This window comes from Rathayibacter sp. AC451, from assembly GCF_979253095.1.
This window is the reverse complement of sequence record NZ_CEEDBD010000001.1, coordinates 346,670-366,240: the sequence shown is the minus strand read 5'-3', so window position 1 is coordinate 366,240 and position 19,571 is coordinate 346,670. Positions and strand designations below refer to the sequence as shown.

The window sequence follows — 19,571 nt, the reverse complement described above, 5'->3', positions numbered from 1 at the left end:
GGTCTCACCGCACCCGGGGCGCGGAGTTTCGTGTCTGGGGAGGAGAGCCGTCTACTTGGCGGACGACAGGGCGTCCGCGCCGCCGACGATCTCCGCGATCTGCTGCGTGATCTCGGTCTGGCGGGCGTTGTTGGCGAGACGCGTGTAGGTCTTGATCAGCGTGTCGGCGTTGTCGCTCGCCGACTTCATCGCCTTCTGACGCGCTGCGTGCTCCGACGCCGCCGACTGCAGCATCGCGTTGAAGATCCGGCTCTCGACGTAGACCGGGAGGAGGCGGTCGAGGACCGTCTCGGGGTCCGGCTCGAACTCGTACAGCGGGTAGAGGTCGCTGTTCTGGTCCTCCGCGCCCTCGACGACCTCGAGCGGCAGCAGACGGACGACCGTCGGCTGCTGGGTGACCATGCTGACGAAGCGGTTGTACACGAGGTGGATCTCGTCCACGCCGCCCTCTTCGTCATCGAGGTTGTACGACTCGACGACCGCGTCGGCGATCTCCTTCGCCGTCTCGAACACGGGCTGGTCGGTGCCTCCGGTCCAGACGCGCACGCTGGGGCGCTTCCGGAACGAGAAGTACGCGTTCGCCTTGCGGCCGACCAGATAGAAGACGACCTCCTTGCCCTCGCTGCGCAGCAGCGAGGCCAGCTCCTCCGCCTCCTTGAGCACGCTCGAGGAGAAGGCTCCTGCGAGTCCGCGGTCGGAGGTGAAGATCACGATCGCGGCCGTGTCCAGCTTCTCGCGCTCGGTCGTGAGCGGGTGCTCGACGTTCGAGTAGGTCGCGACGGCCGACACGGCCCGCGTGATCGCGTTCGAGTACGGAGCCGCGGCGGCGACGCGGTTCTGCGCCTTCTGGATGCGCGAGGCCGAGATCAGCTCCATGGCCCGAGTGATCTTCTTGGTCGTCTGGGCCGAACGGATCTTCGACCGGTAGACCCGAAGTTGCGCTCCCATGTGTCTCCTGTAGTCCTTGTGTGACGAATCGCCGGGGTGCCGCTGTTAGCGACGGACCTTGACGATCTTCTCCTGGCCGACCTCGTCGGCCGAGATCGCCTGGTGCTCTTCGCGCCCGACCGAGGCGAGGGGCTTGCCCTCACCGGTCTGGAACTCGAGCTTGAAGCCGTCGACGGCACGTGACAGCTCGGCGACGACGTCGTCCGAGAGCACGTTGGTGTCGCGCAGCGTGGAGAGGACCTGCGTGTTGCGGCCCAGGTAGTCGAGCAGCTCGCGCTCGAAGCGCAGCACGTCGGGGACGGGCACCTCGTCGAGCTTGCCGTTCGTGCCGGCCCAGATCGAGACGACCTGCTCCTCCACGGGGTACGGCGAGTACTGCGGCTGCTTGAGCAGCTCGGTCAGGCGTGCACCGCGGGCGAGCTGACGACGGGACGCCGCGTCGAGGTCGGACGCGAACATCGCGAAGGCCTCGAGCGAGCGGTACTGGGCGAGCTCGAGCTTGAGCGTTCCCGAGACCTTCTTGATCGACTTGACCTGAGCGTCACCGCCGACTCGCGAGACCGAGATGCCCACGTCGACCGCGGGACGCTGGTTCGCGTTGAAGAGGTCGGACTGCAGGAAGATCTGGCCGTCGGTGATCGAGATCACGTTGGTCGGGATGTACGCCGAGACGTCGTTCGCCTTGGTCTCGATGATCGGGAGGCCCGTCATCGATCCGGCGCCGAGCTCGTCGGACAGCTTCGCGCAGCGCTCCAGCAGACGGGAGTGCAGGTAGAAGACGTCACCCGGGTACGCCTCGCGCCCCGGCGGGCGGCGCAGGAGGAGCGACACGGCGCGGTACGCCTCGGCCTGCTTCGACAGGTCGTCGAAGATGATCAGGACGTGCTTGCCGCCGTACATCCAGTGCTGGCCGATGGCCGAGCCGGTGTAGGGGGCGAGGTACTTGAAGCCGGCGGGGTCGGAGGCCGGGGACGCGACGATCGTCGTGTACTCCATGGCTCCGGCGTCCTCGAGCGCGCCCTTCACCGAGGCGATGGTCGAGCCCTTCTGGCCGATGGCGACGTAGATGCAGCGGACCTGCTTGTCGGTGTCGCCCGACTCCCAGTTGGCCTTCTGGTTGATGATCGTGTCGATCGCGATGGCCGTCTTGCCGGTCTGGCGGTCGCCGATGATCAGCTGACGCTGACCGCGGCCGACGGGGATCATCGCGTCGATGGCCTTGATGCCGGTCTGCAGCGGCTCGTGGACCGACTTGCGCGACATGACGCCGGGAGCCTGGAGCTCGAGAGCGCGGCGGCCCTCGGAGGCGATCTCGCCGAGTCCGTCGATCGGGTTGCCGAGCGGGTCGACCACGCGGCCGAGGTAGCCGTCGCCGACGGGGACGGAGAGGACCTCGCCGGTGCGGGTGACCTCCATGCCCTCCTCGATGCCGGAGAACTCGCCGAGGACGACGACGCCGATCTCGTTCTCGTCGAGGTTCTGGGCGAGGCCCAGGACGCCGTTCGAGAAGCGGATGAGCTCGTTGGCCATGACGCCGGGGAGTCCCTCGACGTGGGCGATGCCGTCGGCGGCGTCGATGACGTAGCCGACCTCGGTCGTGGAGGCCTTGCCCGGCTCGTACGACGAGACGAAGTCCTTCAGCGCGTCGCGGATCTCATCCGGGCTGATGGTGATATCTGCCATGGGAATTCCTATTCGTTGGGTCCGTGCGAGCCGAAGAGGTCGTCGGGGCCTGACCTGGATGGTGCGGGGAGCGGGAGTGGCGCGAGCCGCCCCCTGAGGATACGTGCGCCCGTCAGGACGCGAGCTGGAGCTTCAGGTCGGAGAGCCGTGCGGACACGGTCCCGTCGATGACCTCGTCGCCGACCTGCAGCCTCATCCCGCCCAGGAGGGAGGGGTCGACGAGCATGTTGACGGAGACCGGACGGTCGTACTGCCGCGAGAGGGCGGTCCGCAGCCGGTCGAGCTGGTGCGGGGCGAGCGGCGAGGCGACCGAGACCGTGGCGATGGTGAAACCGCCCTGGTCGGCGACCACGCCGGCGGCGAAGCGGACGAGCTCCGGCACGCGGCGACCGCGCGGGTGCGCGATCAGCTGCCGGAGGATCGCCAGCGTCTCGGCCGACGCCTTGCCCTCGAGGAGCCGCTGGATGAGCGACACCTTCGAGTCGGCGGCGGCGAGCTTGCTGCCGAGTGCCAGCTCGAGTCCGGCGTCGGACGAGACGACCGCGCCGAACATCTGCAGCTCGCGCTCGATCGAGACGCCCTCGGGTGCGGAGGAGGCGATCGCACGGACCCCCACCTCCTCGATCCCGGCGACGAGGTCGCTCGGGCTCGACCAGCGGTGTCCGGCGATGACGGTGAGCAGGCGCTTGGCAGCGACGTCGAAGGGGGCGAACACGCGGGCCACGAGGGCACGCTTGCTCGCCGCCTCGACGCTCGGGTCCGAGAGGGCCGAGCGAAGCTGCGCCTGCGAGTCGATGACCCGGGCCGCTTCGAAGAGCTGCTGAGCCGCCTCGAGCGACACATGGCCGTTGAAGGCGGAGAGCTCCGCCTTCGCGGCGGCCAGAGCCTGTCGTGACGCGCTCCCCATCAGCTGTTCGCCTTCTCCGAGGCCTCGAGGTCGGCGAGGAAGCGGTCCACGATGGCGGACGCCTTCGCGTCGTCGTTGAGGCTCTCGCCGATCACGCCGGAGGCGAGATCGATGGCGAGGGTTCCGACTTCGGAGCGCAGGGCGACGACGGCCGACTGGCGGTCGGCCTCGATCTGGGCGTGCGCGTTGTGCAGGATGCGCTCGGCCTCGGCCTGAGCCTGCTCCTTCTTCGCCGCCACGATCGCGTTGCCGTCGGCATTGGCCTTCTCGCGGATGACTCCGGCCTCGGCACGCGCTTCCGCGAGCTGAGCGGTGTACTTCTCGAGAGCGGCTTCCGCCTGTCGCTGAGCCTCGTCGGCCTTGGCGATGTTCCCCTCGATGGCGGCGGACCGCGCGTCGAGCATCTTCTGGATGCGCGGCAGAACCAGCTTCCAGAAGAAGAACAGGAGGATGAGGAAGATCACCCCCGACCAGAAGAAGTCGTAGAACTCCGGGATCAGAATGACCTCGGGGACGTCACCTTCTTCCGCAGCGATGTTCACAGCGGTGCTGAACACGACTACGCCGCGAAGATGAAGTAGGTGGCGAGGCCGATGAGGGCGAGCACCTCGGTGAACGCGATGCCGAGGAACATCGTGGTCTGGAGGCGGCCGGCCATCTCGGGCTGGCGCGCCATGGCCTCGACGGTCTTGCCCGCGACGATGCCGACACCGATGCCGGGGCCGATCGCTGCGAGGCCGTAACCGACCGTCGCGATGTTGCCGGTGAGTTCGGCGAGAACGGTGACTGAGTCCACGAGTGGGTCCTTTCAGTGGGGTGATCGTGTGAACGGGTGGGAGCCCGTGAGTTGTGGTGTCAGTGCTCCTCGGCGACGGCCAACTGGATGTAGACCGCTGCGAGGAGAGTGAAGATGTACGCCTGGAGGACGGCGACGAGCAGCTCGAAGAGCGTGAAGGCGCCTCCGAAGGCGAAGGTCACGACACCGAAGAGCTTGAAGCCCGGGTCGACCTGCGAGCTGAAGAGGAAGAACTGCGTGGCCGAGAAGCACAGCACCAGCAGGAGGTGGCCGACGATCATGTTCATCACGAGTCGGAGGGCGAGCGAGAGCGGACGGATGATGAACGTCTGCAGGAGCTCGATCGGCGTGAGGATGAAGTAGATCAGGAACGGCGCTCCGGGCGGGAACAGGGCGTTCTTGAAGAAGCCCATCCCGCGGTCCTTGATGCCGGCGTAGATGAACGTGACGTACGCCACGAGACCGAGGAAGAGCGGCATCCCGACGACCGACGTTCCCGCGATGTTGAGGAACGGCACGATTCCCGTGAGGTTCATCGCGATGATCGCGAAGAAGATCGTCACGAGGATCGGGAGGAAGCGACGGGCGTCCTTCTCACCGAGGATGTCCTTGGCGATCGTGACGCGCACGAAGTCGAAGGCCATCTCGACGACGCTCTGGAAGCGTCCCGGCACGATGCGCATCTTGCGCGTCCCGAGCCAGAAGAACAGCATCAGCGCGATGACCGCGATGAAGCGGACCAGCATGACGCGGTTGATCTCGAAAGGGGTTCCCTCGAAGAGGAAACCGGGCGGGAAGAACTCCGAGATCGACGGGGTGTGGAAGTCACTCTCACCGGTCGAGGCAGAGACCAACAGGGTCACAGCGTTAGCAAACAGCGCTAGCTCCTGGAATTCGGGGCGTGGCACGCGGCAGCCGGATGATCTTCATCATTCGGACACAACGCTCTCGCGACGACGAAAGGTGGGGGTCTTTCCGCTCGGACGGCGTTCGTACTCGACGACCGACATCAACGATGAGACGACCTGAGGACGGGCACACGTTCGCCTGCGGATTCGTCCCTACTGTAGCAACAGAACGGCCTGAGAGCCGAATCGTGTCGCTCTCAGAAAGCGCACGGGTGGCGCTCACCTGGCGATGTCGCTCACGTTCGGCATCCGCGAGCGCGACACCACGAGGACGTCGATCGCGAGCGAGCCGAGCACTGCGACGATGATCGTCACGAACATGGCCGTGCTGTTCAGCCACGGCTGGTCGCGGAGGACCAGTGCGGCGATGACGAACAGCACGAACTTCGCCAGCCACATGCCGAGCACGACGGCGAAGAAGCCGCCGATGTCGAGCCGGTTGGCGACCAGGATGCTGACCGCCGTGAGCGCGACCATCACTCCGCCGATGACGGCTCCGACGAGCGCGCCGATCGCGCCCTCTCCCCCGGCGACGAGGGCGCCGACGATCGCACCGACGACGGCGAGAGCGGCGATGAACGCGCCGCCGAGCACGAGGGTGCGGCGCAGGATCGGCACCGAGGCGGGCTGGGGGCGGGTGGTGGCCGGGATGTCTCCGGTCATGATGCTTCCTTCCGCGCCGTCGAGGGCGCTGCGGTGTCCCGGCCGAGCGGCAGGCCGACCGGAGGGTCGACCGGGTCCGCTGCGGACGCGCGGTCGAGGGGATCGAGGACGGGCGACGCCTCCGCCGACTGGGCGGCGGCTTCGAGCCGCTTGCGCCGGCTCAGCGGAGCGAGGGTGACGACGGTGCAGGCGACGAGGCCGACGCCGAGGAACGCCAGCGGGATCCAGATCACGTCGACGACGAAGATCAGGAGGCAGCCGAAGGCGATGACGGCGGTCCAGGAGTAGAAGATGAGGACCGCGTGCAGGTGCGAGTGGCCCATGTCGAGGAGCCGGTGGTGCAGGTGCTTCCGGTCGGCGCTGAAGGGCGACTTGCCGGCGCGGAGCCTGCGGAACACGGCGAGGCCGAAGTCCATCAGCGGCACGATCAGGATCGCGAACGGCAGGATGATCGGGATGAACGCCGGGAGCAACTCCTTGGCCTTCAGCTGCGCCGGGTCGATCTGACCGGTGACCGCGACCGCCGCCGTGGCCATGAGCATGCCGACGAGCAGCGCTCCCCCGTCGCCCATGAACATGCGCGCGGGGCGCCAGTTGATCGGCAGGAAGCCGGCGCACGCGCCGACCAGCACCACCGCGATGAGCGACGCGAGGTTGAAGTAGTCCGTCGGCGAGGTGCGCTGGACCAGGAGGTAGCTGTAGAGGAAGAAGACGCCGTTCGCGATCAGGGCGACTCCGGCCACGAGTCCGTCGAGCCCGTCGATGAAGTTGAGGGCGTTGGTGACGAGGACGATCGCCAGCACGGTGATGATCAGCGACATCCAGGGCGAGCCGACCGTGAGGCCGCCGATCGGCAGCGAGACGATCTGCACGCCCTTCCAGGCGATCAGCCCGGCCGCGATCAGCTGCCCGGCGAGCTTCGTCGTCCAGTCGAGGTCCCAGATGTCGTCCGCCACGCCGATCAGCACGATGAGGAGGCTGGCCCCGAGGATCGCGAGGATCGGCTCGGGATTCGCGAAGACGAGACGGAAGTACGGCACCTGCGAGGCGATGCCGAACGAGACGACCATCCCGAGGAACATCGCGATTCCGCCGAGGCGCGGCGTGGGCCGCGTGTGGACGTCGCGAACCCTGATCTTCGGGTAGAGCTTGAACCTGAGCGCGAGCTTCCAGATGATGAACGAGAGCGCGAAGGTCACGCCCGCGCACGCGAGCGAGACCAGGACGAAGGCGATCACGGGCTACTCACCCGGGGCGGAGTCGGGGCGCGCGGTGCCGCTCGCCGCCGGCTCGTCCTGCAGGCGCGCGCCCGAGGCCCAGTCGGGCCGGGCGGAGGGAGCGGGCTGCTCGACCTCGGGCTCCATCGGCAGCGAGGCGTCGAACGACTCCCCCGTGGGCTCCGCCTCGGCGACCGCCGGAGCGGGGGTGACCTGCGCCGACTCGTCGGGCAGCAGGTCCCCGACGACGTCGCGGATGCTCTCGGCCGACACGACGCCCTGACGCAGGATGCGCAGCGTCCCGCCCTCGAAGCTCAGAGCGGTGGCGTCGACGATCGTCGACGACTCGCTGGCTCCGGCCGGGCGCTCGGTGTAGCCGGTGCCCGCGGCACCCGCGTCGAGGTAGACGTCGACCGCGTCGCCCAGCTGCTCGAAGGCCTCCTGCGCGGTGGTGGCGGAGGGACGGCCCGTCTTGTTCGCGGAGGAGACGGCGAGCGGGCCGGTCTCGGCGAGCAGCTCGAGCGTGACGGGGTTGTTGGGCATGCGCAGCGCGACGGTGCCCTTGGTCTCCCCCAGGTCCCAGACGAGCGACGGCTGGGCGTGCAGGACGATCGTGAGCCCGCCGGGCCAGAAGGCCTTCGCGAGCTCGCGCACGGGCTCCGGCACGTTCTCGGCGAGGGCGTCGAGTGCGGCGACATCGCCGATCAGGACGGGCGGAGGCGACTGCCTCGTCCGCCCCTTCGCGTCGAGCAGGCGCTGCACGGCCGCGGCGTCGAAGGCGTTGGCCGCGACTCCGTAGACCGTGTCGGTCGGCAGCACGACGAGCTCACCGCGTCCGATCGCCGTTCGCGCGAGCCGGGTGCCGGTGAGGAGGTCCGTGTCGACGGAGCAGTCGTAGATGCGTGCCATAACGCGGCAATGATACTCGGCAGCCCCCGTCCCGCCGCCCCGTCCTCGGCCGAGTCGGCGCTCGTCACGCTCTCCTCGTGGCGACGGCGAGGTCATCGAGGCGCGATCCAGGAGGTGCTCGAGCCGTGCCGACCGCGGGGGGAGGCAGTGCCGACCCGCTCCGGCAGCCGTCGAGCCGCCGACTCGCGCCGACGTCGCACCACGATCGGTGCCGGGCTCCTGAGCTGCTGGACAGCAGACGTCCGCTGCGGGAGCGCTGCGACCAGGAAGAACAGGACGCCGGGGAACGGCGCGAGAAGGAGGTCGAACGAGAACGTCAGCACCAGGAAGAGGATGAGGAGCGATCGCCGCGTCGAATCCCCCGTCGCGAGCAGCACCGCGCACAGTGCCGCGAAGAAGCCGAGCCCGACGACCCCCTGAGTGGCGAGCAGGTAGACGATCCAGTTGTCCACGACCTGGAAGTTGTAGGGCGAGTACAGGATCCCGGATGTGTAGAGACTGATCTCCGATCCCACGCCGGAGCCGAACAGCACTTCGACGTCGGAGCGCCCGAGCACCGTCGGCAGTGATCCCCAGGACGAGGCGCGCTGCTCGTACGAACCGGAGTCGATCGTCGCTGCGACGATCGACCCGAGATAGGAGGAGAACGTGAGGGCGGCTCCGACTGCCGTCAGGAGTACGGCGGCGTTCCTGACGAGACCGCTGCGCTTCGACTCGGCGATCAGCCAGAACCCGCACGAGATCAGGACGGCCGCGATCACACTCCGCGTTCCGGACATCGCCAGCCCCGTCACGAGAACGACTCCTGACGCGATCCGCGCCGCGGGTACGAGCCGCACGGCATCGGTCACCACGACGAGCAGCCCGACCGCGCAGGCGACCGCGAAGAAGATGGGGTGGCCGAGAGTGCCCTGCCCGCGCGGGAAGGCCCCGTCGAAGAGGGGGTTCGGTCGCGGATCGTCGTTGCGGTACCCCCACACCGGCTCGATCGAGTTCACCGCCCAGTAGGAGCCCAGCGCTACTTCGACGAGGACGAGCACGAGGACGATCCGGAGCAGCAGAGCGACCTCGTCGGACGAGAACGAACCGACGACGACAGCCACGAGAACGCAGGCGAGGCCGTAGCTCGCGATCCTCACCAGCGGATAGGTCTCGGCGATGAGCACCGAGCCGACGAGGACCACCGACCACCACGACGCCGCCAGGAGGTAGGCGCGTGATCGCCTGCCCGGCAGGGCGGGGACCCGGACGAGGCAGATCATCGAGGACGCGCTGAGGAAGGCGAGAGCGTAGGACAGCATCGCGCCGGACTGGTTGTCGTTCGAGAACACGAAGAAGACGGCGAGCGCCGCACCCAGGACGATCGGTCGGGCGACGGCGCGCGGGATCAGGAGCGCGAGGATCAGCCAGACGACGGCCGCGACCAGGACAGCGAGGAGGGTGTCGGCGCTCATCGTCGGGCTCGTCGCTCGAGTTCACCGAGGAAGCACTCGAACTCGCTCGTCACGTACTGCTCGAGCGACGCGCTCGCACCCGTGTAGTCCGACGGCTCCTCCGCGAGCAGTCGGCGGAGCTGGGAGGCGAGACGGAGCGGATCCTCGGGCGGCACGGTCCTCAGTTGATCCCCGACGAGGTCGCGGATCTCATCGAGAGCCGGACTCTCCCGAGTCACCACGACGCGCCCGGCGGCGAGGCCCTGCCAGACCTTGTTCGCGATCACGGAACCGGCCTTCTCCGATCCCCCGAAGACGCCGAGCACCACGTCGTGCTCGGCGAGCAGCCGGTCGAGCTCCATCACAGGGACGGCGTCGAGGAAACGGCACAGGTGCGCCGCTCCGCCCTCGTCCGCGAGCCGCCGCATGTCCTGGACGCCCCCGTCGTGCTGGGCCGTCCCGACGAAGGTGAACCGCACGTCCTCGTCTCGAAGCTCGATCAGAGCTCGGACGATCGTGGGGACCCCGTGGAGGGGCAGGTACGAGCCGTAGAAGAGCACTCGGAGCGGTGACCCCTCGGAGTGAGGGCTCGCGGAGACCCAGCCGGGAGCTCCGACGGGCAGCGACAGCGCCACCTGCCGACGTCGGCCACCGCTCCGGATCCTGGCTGCACGGACCCGCGTGTCGACCAGGACGACGTCCGCCAGGACGACCGACCACCAGTCGATGAGCCGGTAGATCCACGCGCGCAGGGACCTCGGCGAGCGCGCACCCCAGTCCAGCACCGTCGTCTCGTATCTGAAGACGAAGCAGTCGACGACCAGGACCGCGCGACGCGCCTTCGCGACCGCCCAGGCGAACGGGACGAAGGGCAGGGAGAACTCGGAGACGACGATGACGTCGGCGCCCCTCGAATCGATGATCAGTGATCGCAGGTCGACGAGTGCTCGGCGGACGAGCGAGGTCGCCCGCGAGCGATCGTGCACTGCGACGCGGTGGCCCGCGGAGCGCAGGGACGACCTGATCCGCGAGTTGCGCGGGTAGGAACGGTCGTCGACGCGGTACTGCAGTATCGAGAGCGGCTTCACTGTTTCTCCTCAGGGGTCGGGTGTTCGTCTCCGGGGACACGGCTCTGCTCCGCGCGCATCCGCACGAGTCGCCGTCGCAGGACGACCACCTGTACGAGGAGGACGGCGGCTTCGGCCGACGCCTCCCCGATGACAGCGCCGAGAGCCCCGTGCGAGGCCGCGAGGAGCGGCACGAGCGGCAGTCCGAGCGCGGCGCCCGCCAGCGCGCTCCAGGTGATCCCCGAGACCCGCCGCACCGCGACGAGTGCGAGGCCCCCGGTTGCTCGCGACACGCTGACGAGGAGGATCAGCGCTCCGCCGACGGTCGTCTCGCGGTGGGTCAACTCGACGACCCCGGAGAACAGCATCTCGGCGAGAGCCGGGCCCGCGAGCGCGAAGAGCAGACCCGCGACCGCACCGATACCGGCATTGATCGCGATCGCCCGAAGAGACCGCGACACCCGGATGTCGCGGGTGGCACCACCGCCGACCCAGCCCTGCATCGCGTTGGGGAAGGCCTGCAGACCGGTCAGGAGCATGCGCTGCGACCTTTCCAGCGCTCCGAAGACCGCGACGGTGCCGGCGGGTGCGACGGCGCTGACGAGGGCGACCGGCAAGGCGATGTAGACCGCGCTCAGCGCTCGCGCACTGAGCGCGCTGAACTGAGCTCGTGTCGCGCGGAGCACGTGCCTCCAGCCGAAGGAGCGCAGGTCCCTCCACCGTGTGCCGACGACCCTCATGCCGAGCAGTGGGCAGCAGACGGCGGGAAGCACGGAGGCGGCGACGTACAGCCAGAACGGCCCGCCGAGCGCCATGCCGACCGCCGAAGCGAGCAGGAGCGAGAGGCGTGGGAGGGACTCCACGAGGAGGACCAGCGACGGACGACCCATCCCGATGAAGACCCAGACGGTGTTGAGGCTCCCGAACGCACCGGAGACCGCGATCAGGGCGGCTTCGACCCTGTGCCCCGGCTCGACCAGCGCGACGGCCGCGACGACGAGGAGGAGGGATGTCGGCAGGAGGACGAGCGCTTTGGTCAGCGTCGAGAGCGCGACCGTGCGGGCCCGGTTCCGCGGCTTCTGACGGGAGACGCGCTGGGCTCCGTTGACGCCCCAGCCGAGCTCGACCAGCACCGCCCCGGCCGAGCCCAGCGATTGAGCAACCACGAGCGCCGCGAACGTCTCCTGTCCGAAGCGGCCCGTCACGATCGGCAGCACGAGGAGCGGGGCGACAGCGTTGAGCAGCGGCAGCAGGACGAAGCCCAGCACCCGACGCGCTGTCGCACGGCCGACCGGCCGACGGCGACGGGCCGACGCGGTGCTCACGTCCTGTCGCCCGGGGAGGAGGGACTGCGGTGGTGCCGACGGACGATCCGGAAGCGCGCCAGAGCGATCAGGCTCGGAGCGAGGAGGATCGCGTCCGTCGCATAGCGCCGGCCGAGCCGCCGAGGCTCGGATACCAGCCGGTGCAGCCATTCCAGACCGAGCTTCTGCAGGATCATCGGCGCACGGACCGCCGTGCCCGCGAGGAAATCGACAGCGGCTCCGACCCCGAGGGAGACGGCCCCGCTCCCGCCTGCGCGCAGAAGTGCCGCCTGGACCTCCTCCTGCTTCGGTGAGCCGAGGCAGAGTGCGAGGATCTGGACGCCCTCTGCGCGGAGGCGGGCTGCGAGGGCTGCCAGATAGGCCGGATCGTCGAGGTCGCTGCTGCTCGGGCCCTCCGCCAACCTGATGACGATCCCGGGGAACCGCTGACGCAGAGCATCCGCGGCTCGCGCCGCTACTCCCTCCCTCCCGCCGATGATCGCGAGGGCCAGGCCCTCGACGGCAGCTCGTCGGCAGACCTCCGTGAACAGGTCGATACCGGTGACGCGGGTGGCATCGGAGTGGCCGTAGCCTCGCGCGAGCCACACGAGAGGAGCGCCGTCGAGGACCACCAGCGCCGCGCGTCCGTAGTGCCGCCGGAAAGCCTCCGAGTGCTTCCACCGCACGAAGTGATCGGTGTTGGGCGTGACGACGAGCTCGTCCCGGCCGCCCCTCGCCAGCTCGAGGACGGCGTCGGCGGCCTGATCGAGTGACGTGATGCTGGCGGGCATCCACTCGAGACGGCCGGTGATGTAGGAGGTCATCGGTGCGTTCCTCTGCGATCGCGAGTACTCACGGGAGCGGCGGGCGCGACGGCCGGGCGGATCATCCGTCACCGCCGCTCCGGCTCGACACGCGGCGAGCGGTGTCGTGGATGCGGAAGAGCGCTCGACTGAGCGCGGCGAAGAGCACGGGTGCGTGCTTGAGCACGAGCGCGAGGAGCAGGAGTCTGGGCCGACGGGCGGAGCGGAGGAGATGGACGTCCTGCAACGCCGCTGAGCCGAGGGCGACGCCACGGCGGACGAGCTCCGCATCGGAGTTCTGGCGGATGGGAGTCAGCGCGACGGGGATCGCGTAGAACCAGGTCGTGAACCAGTCGCTCAGCCGAGCCGGCACCTCGTCGAAGACCCTCTCGAGCGCGGCATCCATCTCGTGAGCGCACGTGAGCAGATTCCCGAGGTCCGGGTTCCGGCGGCGGGTGATGGACGAGGCGGTGTAGAGGTAGGAGTAGAGGACCTCGGGGATGAAGAGGACCCGCTGCGCCTCCTGCACGGCCCGCAGGACACCCACGAAGTCGGACTGCGACGACAGCAGCGGGAACTGCTGCTCGTGGAGGATGCTCCGGCGGAACAGCTTGTTCCAGAGGAAGCCGTGCATCCTCCCGAGCGCCATCCGCTCGAGTGCGGTCTCGGACGAGACGAGCTCTCGGCGCGCGAGACCGTCGATCACCCGTCCCGACCGGTCCGCTCCGATCCTGTAGAGCGCACGGCAGACGACGATGTCCGCCGACGCCCGCAAGGCCTCCTCGCGCAGGGTCCGCAGGATGCGCGGTTCCCACTCGTCGTCGACGTCGACGAACCAGACGAAATCGGTCGTGCTCTCGAGGAGAGCCCGGTTCCGAGCAGCCGCGACGCCTCCGTTGGACTCGAGGCGGATGAGCGTCGCTCCGCTCCGACCGTCGACCCACTCCCCCAGCAGACGGTGGGTGCCGTCCGTCGATCCGTCGTCCACGAGCACGACCCGGTCGCCGATCCCGAGCGTCTCGCCGAGTCGGACGAGGAAGGAGGGCAGGCTCTGCTGGGCGTTGTGGCACGGAGCGATGACGGTGACGCCTCCGAGCGCTGTCATCGTCGCCGTCCGATCAGCCGGTACGCGGTGAGGATCGGAGCGAAGACGACGTCCTGGGATGCACTGTCCTCGACCCAGCGCTCGGCTCGGGCGGCGGAATCCAGGAGGGCTTCCGGATCGGCGAGGACCTCGTCGAGCAGATCGCCGATCTCGGAACCCGATGCGTCCGGCGAGAACGTCACTCCACGCCCGTCCCCGAGGAGGGCGGGCACTCCGCCGACCGCTGTCGCGACGACCGGACGTCCACGAGCCATGGCCTCGAGGAGCACGAGTGGGGTCCCCTCCCACTTCGACGTCGACAGGAGGAGGTGCGCGCGGTCGAGCTCGCCGACGATGTCCGCGCTCGCTCCCGCGAGTTCGACGATGCCGGCCGCCCGCACGCGTTCCCTGAGGCGCTCCTCGAGCGGACCGTCGCCCACCCACCGCCCGACGACGCGTCGACGGGCGGCCAGGTGCTCGACAGCACTGATGAACCGTTCGGGGTCCTTCTGCTCCGTCAGCCGCCCGATCCCGAGGATGTGCAGCGGCTCGGCAGCGAAGTCGGCAGCCGCCGAGCTCTCGGTCGACAGGTGGGCAGGAGCATTCCCCGTGGCGACGACTCGTGATGCCGGACGGTGGAAGTCGGTCACCACCATGGTGCGGATCGAATCGGAGACAGCGAAGACGCGGCGGGAGCGATACGAGAGGAATCGGTGGTCCCGCGTCGGAAGGTCGGTGTGCGCGTGCTCGACGACCGGAACGCGCCTGACCGTGCCGACGAGGTGGGCGAGGAGCGCCTGCCGCCGCTGGTGCGCGTGCAGAAGATCCGGCGAGAAGGCTCGGACTGCTGCATCGAGGGAGAGGAGTTCCCTGACGAACGAGGAGCGGTGCTGCGGCACGACGAAGGTCGGGGCTGTCAGACCGGCGGCGAGCGGGCCGTCCGCTCCCCAGAATCCGGGTCGGCAGTCGTGCTTGCTGCTCCACAGTCCCAGAGAGAGCGCGACGCGCTGCGCTCCGCCGTTCTCGAACGTGTCGAGGACGTGGAGGATGCGCAACGGTCGGCCGCCGCGGGGCGTCACCGTCCTCCTCCTGTCGACCGAGGCGCGGCCGTCGGGAAGTACCGGGCCAGGTCGGCCACGAAGTTCTCGACGTCCTCCTCGATGAGGTGCGGGTCGATTCCGAAGACGCCCGAGAGGTCGCGGACGATGGCAGCACTCGACTCCCCGTGCACGAGGGCCCGGCGCCAGATCTCGTAGCCGCTGCTGGAGAGCACGACCGGAGCCTCGTCGGGACGTCCGAGATCGAGCACGTAGACGTCGTCACCATCGGATTCCACGACGAAACCCGCCGACGGCGCCTGACCGGCGTTCGACCGAGGCGACCGCGGGTCGTCGACGGCTGCCGCCGGGGCTGCGACGGCTGTCTCGCCGAGGTGCTCCGCGGGCGGGATCACGGTTCGGTCTCCGCTCCGCTCGTCGGCCCGTCCGAGCCGGGCGACCTCGCGCAGATCGGCGACCGCGGAGGGCAGGCGCCGGAGGCCTCGGAGGGAGCGCTCGGCTCTGATGCGCAGACGGACGATCGATCGGGGGCGCTCGACGAGGGCAGGGTGGCTGGCTTCCAGGTCAGCGCGAGTAGGGAAGACCGCGCGTGCGATCAGCAGGCCCTTCAACCGCCACGGAGCGATCGCGATCGCATGCAGCCAGTTGAAGGTGTGGCGGTCCGACCGACGGCGCACCTCCCAGAGGGACTGACCTGTCCGATGTGCGGGGTCGGCGTCCGCCGGCACTCCCCATTCCTCGAGCAGCACCGCCAGGGGGCCCTGGGCGCCGAGCTCGACGGAGGCGTCCCGCACCGCCTCTCGATCCGCCGCGGACCAGCCGCCCACGAGGACCGCGAGCCGCTCGACGGCGGCGCGCGAGTCCGCCGAGCGGCCGCTGCGCAGGTGGTGGAGCGCATGGACGACGACGTGATGGGCCCGGTCGGGAACCGGAACCGCCGACTCCTCGTACGGCATGAGGACTCTGGACGCCCAGATGGACTCGAAGACGGCGCTCTCCGCGGACAGCGCACCGGGGAAGGATCGGTGCACGTCGATGTCGCAGGGCCACCAGGGGTGAACGAGAGTCACCGAGTGGTCGATGAAGAGCGTCCAGCTCAGAGCTTCGGGACGACGAGCCCACCCTGCTGCGCGGAGAGCGGCGAGCGCGGACTCGAATCGCCTCGGGTCGACCCAGAGATCGACGTCGGCCGAGCTGCGCGGCGCGCGGATGCCCTGCCACGCGAGCGCCTCGCCTTTCACGATGAGCCCCCTGACTCCGGCCGATGCCGTCAGATGCAGTGCGAGGACTGCGGCGAGCCGGAGCGCTACGCGCTGCGGCAGAACATGGTTGCCGGGTCGGTCGTCACGCATGGACGATCTCCAGGGCTGCGGTGAGGACCTCGTCGGCGTGGTCAGCCCACGTGCGCTCCGCAGCGATCTCCTGCGCACGCCGGGACAGCAGACTCCACTCGGCCGCCACCCTCGCGAGCGCGGCCGAGTAGTCGTCCGCTGTCGCGTCCGCCTCCACGACGACACCGGCGCCGTCTTCGCAGAAGGCCGCCAGTCCGGTCTCGCGCGTCACGATGATCGGCAGGCCGGCGGCCATCGCCTCCATCCCGGCGCGCTGCTGCCCCTCCTCCCTGCTGAGGAGGACCATCGCGTGCGAGCGGCGGAAGATGTCGGCCACGCCGCTGGGACTCTGCCGTCCCACCGACCGCAGCTTCGCGTCGAGGGAGTCGAGCGATCGTCTCCTCTCCGCGACGAGAGTGATGTAGTCGACGTCCTCCAGCCTCGCCAGACGGTCGACCCGATCGATCCCCGTCCGCCACTCCGGCTCGCCCAGCGTCACGAGCCGGAGGGGTCCGTCCGGACGTTCGGGGAGGTCGACGGACACAGGAGGGAACCCGTAGCCGCTCACGACGACCGGGACCGAGCCCCAGGCGGGGTCGGCCGCGATCGCCCGGGTCGGAACCGTCACCGGGAAACGGGCGTACTCCTGCTGCCCCCGCCGAACGGCGGACGCAGAGGGGCGCCAGGAGCCGCGAGGCGAGTCGGCCAGCAGCCGGGCCTGCGTGCGCACATGGGGGCCGCTCCTGACGAGGACGGTCGCCCTCGGGAGCCGGGTGCGTGGTCCGAGCTCGTGAGCCGCTCCGGCCCAGACGACGAGGACGTCGGCGTCCGCACCGGCGATGACGCGGGCCGCGAGGCGACTGAAGAGAGCGAGCCGCGCCGTCTGGAATGCACCGTGGGAAGAGGTCCACCCTGCTGTCCCCACGTGGACCGGCCGGACGTCCGCTCCCGGGAAGGCCTCCGGCTCCGACGTCACGACGACCACCCGGTGGCCCTGCTCGCTCCACGCACGCTCGAGTTCCGGCGCGTGCCACGAGCCGGGCACGACCAGGAGGATCGTCAGGGCCGGCCTCGCCGTCGTCGCGGTCACGCCGCGACCGCCGAGCGGATCCGGGCGAGCCTGGAGCCGAGGTACCGCCGCTCGAGCGGCCGCAGGACGCGGACCGCGGCCTCGACAGCGTCGAGCTGCTCGGTGACGTGCTCGGGGGCCCCTCCCCTCGGGAAGCCGGCGCGACGCCAGGCGAACCAGGACGGGACGAACCCGAGCGTCTCCGCGCCGAGCCGGCCGAACGCCTCCTCGACGAGCGAAGTGTCGCTCTTCGAGCGGTTCCAGGTCGGGTCGACCGTGATCTGCCCCGAATGGCGGAGGTAGAGCACCGTGGGGACCGCGTCGCGGATCAGACGGTGCCCGGCGGTGCACGCCCGGAGGTAGAGGTCGAAGTCCTCCGCCGCGACCGCCCGGTACCCTCCGAGGCCCCTGACCACGTCCGTCCGCGCGGTCATCGTCGGATGCATGAAGGGGTTCTCGAGGAGAAGAGCGAGGGGCACCGCGGCCGTCGAGAGCGCGGGGAAGAGCTGCGGCCGCAGGATCGGGAGGGGCGGCTTGCGCACCACGACAGGAGAGAAGACCGCATCCACGCCGGTCGCGAGGAGGCCCAGCTGACGTCGGAACCTCCAGGGGAATGCGCGATCGTCCGCATCGAGAACGGCGAAGACCGGGGTCCGCACCTCGTCGAGCAGGGCGTTGCGGGAGCCCGGGATGCCCAGCGGGGAGCTGTCGTCGAGGAGCCGCACGCGAGGATCGCCCGCTCGTCGGACGATGTCACCCGTCCGGTCCGAGCTCCCGTCGTCGCGGACGAGGATCCTCCCGCTCGATCCGAGCGCACGGAGCAGGCTCCGGATCGATCCCCCGATGGTCGCTTCCGCGTTCCGGGCGGTCATGCAGACGGTCACAGCATCCACGCGGCCAACGCCTCCTCCTGACTGCGCTCAGGCGGAGAGCGCAGACGAGGGGACGCTAGGGCCGAGCGTCCCGCAGTCGAATTCCTGGCGTGAATCGCGACGCGGAAAGAAGCAGCAGGAGTTGCCGACGGAACGACCGGGCGCGGAGGTCCGTCCCGCCCCGCGACGCCGAGGACGACAGAAGGTGCCGAATCGGCTCACGAGCATCGGGAAACGCGTCGTGCGTGCGATTCTTCGCGACGGACAGGGTGCAGATCCCCTCGGAAGGCGTGGCATGCGAATCCTCCACCTCAACGACACGCTGACGAACTCGGCGAACGGCATCAACAACGTCGTCGTCGATCTCGCGATCCGACAGGCGCAGCAGGGGCACACGGTCCACATCGCCTCTGCGGGCGGTGACTTCACCCCGCTCGTCGAGGCGTACGGGGTGGAGACCTCCGTACTGGACTTCCGGCGCCGGTCTCCTCGTGCCGTCCCCCTCCTGATGCTGCGGTTGCGCACGCTCCTGCGGGCGTTCCGAGCGGACGTCGTCCACTCGCACACCCTCACTCCCGCCCTCCTCGCTGCGCTCGCAGCCCCGCTGACGCCCCGCGTCGCCACCGTGCACAACGAGTTCCAGCGCGGGGTGGGCGTGATGGGGCTCTCCCACGTCGTCGTATGCGTGAGCCGAGCGAACGAGCGGGACTTCGGACGTCGGCTGCTCTGCTGGGGTCGCACCACGACCATTCAGAACGCGCCGCTCGGATCCCCCCGCCGGGAGGGAGCGGTCGCCCCTGCACCGCTCGAGGGGACCGCCGTCATCGCGGTCGGATCGATCACGCGCCGCAAGGGATCGGATCTCCTGGTCGAGGCGTTCGGGCGAGTGGCCTGCACCCGACCAGACGCGCACCTCTACTTCGTCGGCAACCTCGACGAACCCGACGTACTCGCTCCTACGCGCGGCCAGGAGTGGGAAGACCGCATCCACCTGACGGGCTCGGTTCCCGATCCTCGCGCCTACATGCTCGGCGCATCGATCGCCGTCGCCGCCTCTCGGCGCGAGCCGTTCGGGCTCGTCGTCATCGAGGAGCGCGAAGCGGGACTCGCCTGCGTCGTGAGCTCCGCCGACGGCCTGCCCGAGGTCGCAGGCTTCGGCGCCGCCGCTCGGATCTTCCCCTCGGGCGACGTCGACCGGTTGGCCGCCGAGCTCGCGCTGCTCCTCGACGACGAGGAGGTCCGAGAGGAGTACGCCGCTCGCGCAGTTCTCGACCTCGATCATTACGACGTCTCACGGATGACCCGTGAGTACCTCGATGTCTACGAGGCGCTCGTCGAGCGCCGCTTCCCGCGGCGACGTCCGCGGGAGAGCACATCGAAGCGCGCCTAGGGGAGAAGGTCCTCGGAGTCGCACAGAGCAAGTCGATCCTTCCTCACCCGGCCGGGCCCTCACAGGGGGCCACGCTGCGCCGAAGTCGGGCTCGAAGCACCCTCCTGGGCAACTTTCCGGAAACCTGCC

19 protein-coding genes are annotated in these 19,571 nt (G+C 69.5%); 1 reads left to right on the top strand and 18 read right to left on the bottom strand.

Features of this window, described 5'->3' with window-relative positions:
* Positions 1-51: 51 nt before the first annotated feature.
* The 18 genes from AC0CID_RS01670 to AC0CID_RS01585 form a co-directional block, all read right to left on the bottom strand.
* On the bottom strand, positions 52-948 hold the full coding sequence (locus AC0CID_RS01670; RefSeq protein ID WP_077223375.1) for a F0F1 ATP synthase subunit gamma: 897 nt from the start codon (positions 946-948) through the stop codon (positions 52-54).
* Between the two features lie 45 nt (positions 949-993).
* Entirely contained in the window at positions 994-2,631 is a 1,638-nt protein-coding gene (atpA, locus tag AC0CID_RS01665; RefSeq protein WP_465225570.1) for a F0F1 ATP synthase subunit alpha, read from the bottom strand.
* A 112-nt stretch (positions 2,632-2,743) separates the two neighbouring features.
* Positions 2,744-3,538, bottom strand: coding sequence for a F0F1 ATP synthase subunit delta (locus tag AC0CID_RS01660; RefSeq protein WP_465225569.1), 795 nt, complete (start codon positions 3,536-3,538; stop codon positions 2,744-2,746).
* Entirely contained in the window at positions 3,538-4,095 is a 558-nt protein-coding gene (locus tag AC0CID_RS01655) for a F0F1 ATP synthase subunit B (protein ID WP_251942998.1), read from the bottom strand. Before AC0CID_RS01655 ends, AC0CID_RS01660 begins: the two co-directional genes overlap by 1 nt.
* A 2-nt stretch (positions 4,096-4,097) precedes the next feature.
* Positions 4,098-4,334 carry an ATP synthase F0 subunit C gene (locus AC0CID_RS01650; RefSeq protein ID WP_055794702.1) on the bottom strand — a complete coding sequence of 79 codons (237 nt, stop codon included), beginning with the start codon at positions 4,332-4,334 and terminating at the stop codon, positions 4,098-4,100.
* Positions 4,335-4,393: 59 nt separating this feature from the next.
* Positions 4,394-5,197, bottom strand: coding sequence for a F0F1 ATP synthase subunit A (atpB, locus tag AC0CID_RS01645; RefSeq protein ID WP_207402959.1), 804 nt, complete (start codon positions 5,195-5,197; stop codon positions 4,394-4,396).
* Between the two features lie 264 nt (positions 5,198-5,461).
* On the bottom strand, positions 5,462-5,905 hold the full coding sequence (locus AC0CID_RS01640) for a hypothetical protein (protein WP_465225568.1): 444 nt from the start codon (positions 5,903-5,905) through the stop codon (positions 5,462-5,464).
* Complete coding sequence (locus AC0CID_RS01635; protein ID WP_207402961.1) at positions 5,902-7,143, bottom strand: MraY family glycosyltransferase; 1,242 nt, start codon at positions 7,141-7,143, stop codon at positions 5,902-5,904. The genes AC0CID_RS01640 and AC0CID_RS01635 overlap by 4 nt, the downstream gene beginning before the upstream one ends.
* Before the next feature lie 3 nt (positions 7,144-7,146).
* Positions 7,147-8,031 carry an L-threonylcarbamoyladenylate synthase gene (locus AC0CID_RS01630; RefSeq protein WP_465225567.1) on the bottom strand — a complete coding sequence of 295 codons (885 nt, stop codon included), beginning with the start codon at positions 8,029-8,031 and terminating at the stop codon, positions 7,147-7,149.
* Between the two features lie 92 nt (positions 8,032-8,123).
* A complete protein-coding gene (locus tag AC0CID_RS01625) occupies positions 8,124-9,485 on the bottom strand; it encodes a hypothetical protein (RefSeq protein ID WP_465225566.1) in 1,362 nt (453 codons plus the stop codon).
* Positions 9,482-10,552, bottom strand: coding sequence for a glycosyltransferase (locus AC0CID_RS01620; RefSeq protein ID WP_465225565.1), 1,071 nt, complete (start codon positions 10,550-10,552; stop codon positions 9,482-9,484). The genes AC0CID_RS01625 and AC0CID_RS01620 overlap by 4 nt, the downstream gene beginning before the upstream one ends.
* Entirely contained in the window at positions 10,549-11,856 is a 1,308-nt protein-coding gene (locus tag AC0CID_RS01615; protein ID WP_465225564.1) for an oligosaccharide flippase family protein, read from the bottom strand. The genes AC0CID_RS01620 and AC0CID_RS01615 overlap by 4 nt, the downstream gene beginning before the upstream one ends.
* Entirely contained in the window at positions 11,853-12,659 is an 807-nt protein-coding gene (locus tag AC0CID_RS01610; protein WP_465225563.1) for a WecB/TagA/CpsF family glycosyltransferase, read from the bottom strand. The genes AC0CID_RS01615 and AC0CID_RS01610 overlap by 4 nt, the downstream gene beginning before the upstream one ends.
* A gap of 61 nt (positions 12,660-12,720) precedes the next feature.
* Complete coding sequence (locus AC0CID_RS01605) at positions 12,721-13,743, bottom strand: glycosyltransferase family 2 protein (protein WP_465225562.1); 1,023 nt, start codon at positions 13,741-13,743, stop codon at positions 12,721-12,723.
* Entirely contained in the window at positions 13,740-14,801 is a 1,062-nt protein-coding gene (locus AC0CID_RS01600) for a glycosyltransferase (protein ID WP_465225561.1), read from the bottom strand. Before AC0CID_RS01600 ends, AC0CID_RS01605 begins: the two co-directional genes overlap by 4 nt.
* Complete coding sequence (locus AC0CID_RS01595; RefSeq protein ID WP_465225560.1) at positions 14,798-16,132, bottom strand: PqqD family protein; 1,335 nt, start codon at positions 16,130-16,132, stop codon at positions 14,798-14,800. The genes AC0CID_RS01600 and AC0CID_RS01595 overlap by 4 nt, the downstream gene beginning before the upstream one ends.
* Positions 16,125-17,201 (bottom strand): glycosyltransferase family 4 protein, encoded by a 1,077-nt coding sequence (locus tag AC0CID_RS01590; RefSeq protein WP_465225559.1) that lies wholly within the window; start codon positions 17,199-17,201, stop codon positions 16,125-16,127. Before AC0CID_RS01590 ends, AC0CID_RS01595 begins: the two co-directional genes overlap by 8 nt.
* On the bottom strand, positions 17,198-18,073 hold the full coding sequence (locus tag AC0CID_RS01585; RefSeq protein WP_465225558.1) for a glycosyltransferase family 2 protein: 876 nt from the start codon (positions 18,071-18,073) through the stop codon (positions 17,198-17,200). The genes AC0CID_RS01590 and AC0CID_RS01585 overlap by 4 nt, the downstream gene beginning before the upstream one ends.
* A 274-nt stretch (positions 18,074-18,347) precedes the next feature.
* On the opposite strand from AC0CID_RS01585, the gene AC0CID_RS01580 reads away from it, so the two are divergent.
* On the top strand, positions 18,348-19,442 hold the full coding sequence (locus tag AC0CID_RS01580; protein WP_465225557.1) for a glycosyltransferase family 4 protein: 1,095 nt from the start codon (positions 18,348-18,350) through the stop codon (positions 19,440-19,442).
* The last annotated feature ends 129 nt before the right edge of the window (positions 19,443-19,571 follow it).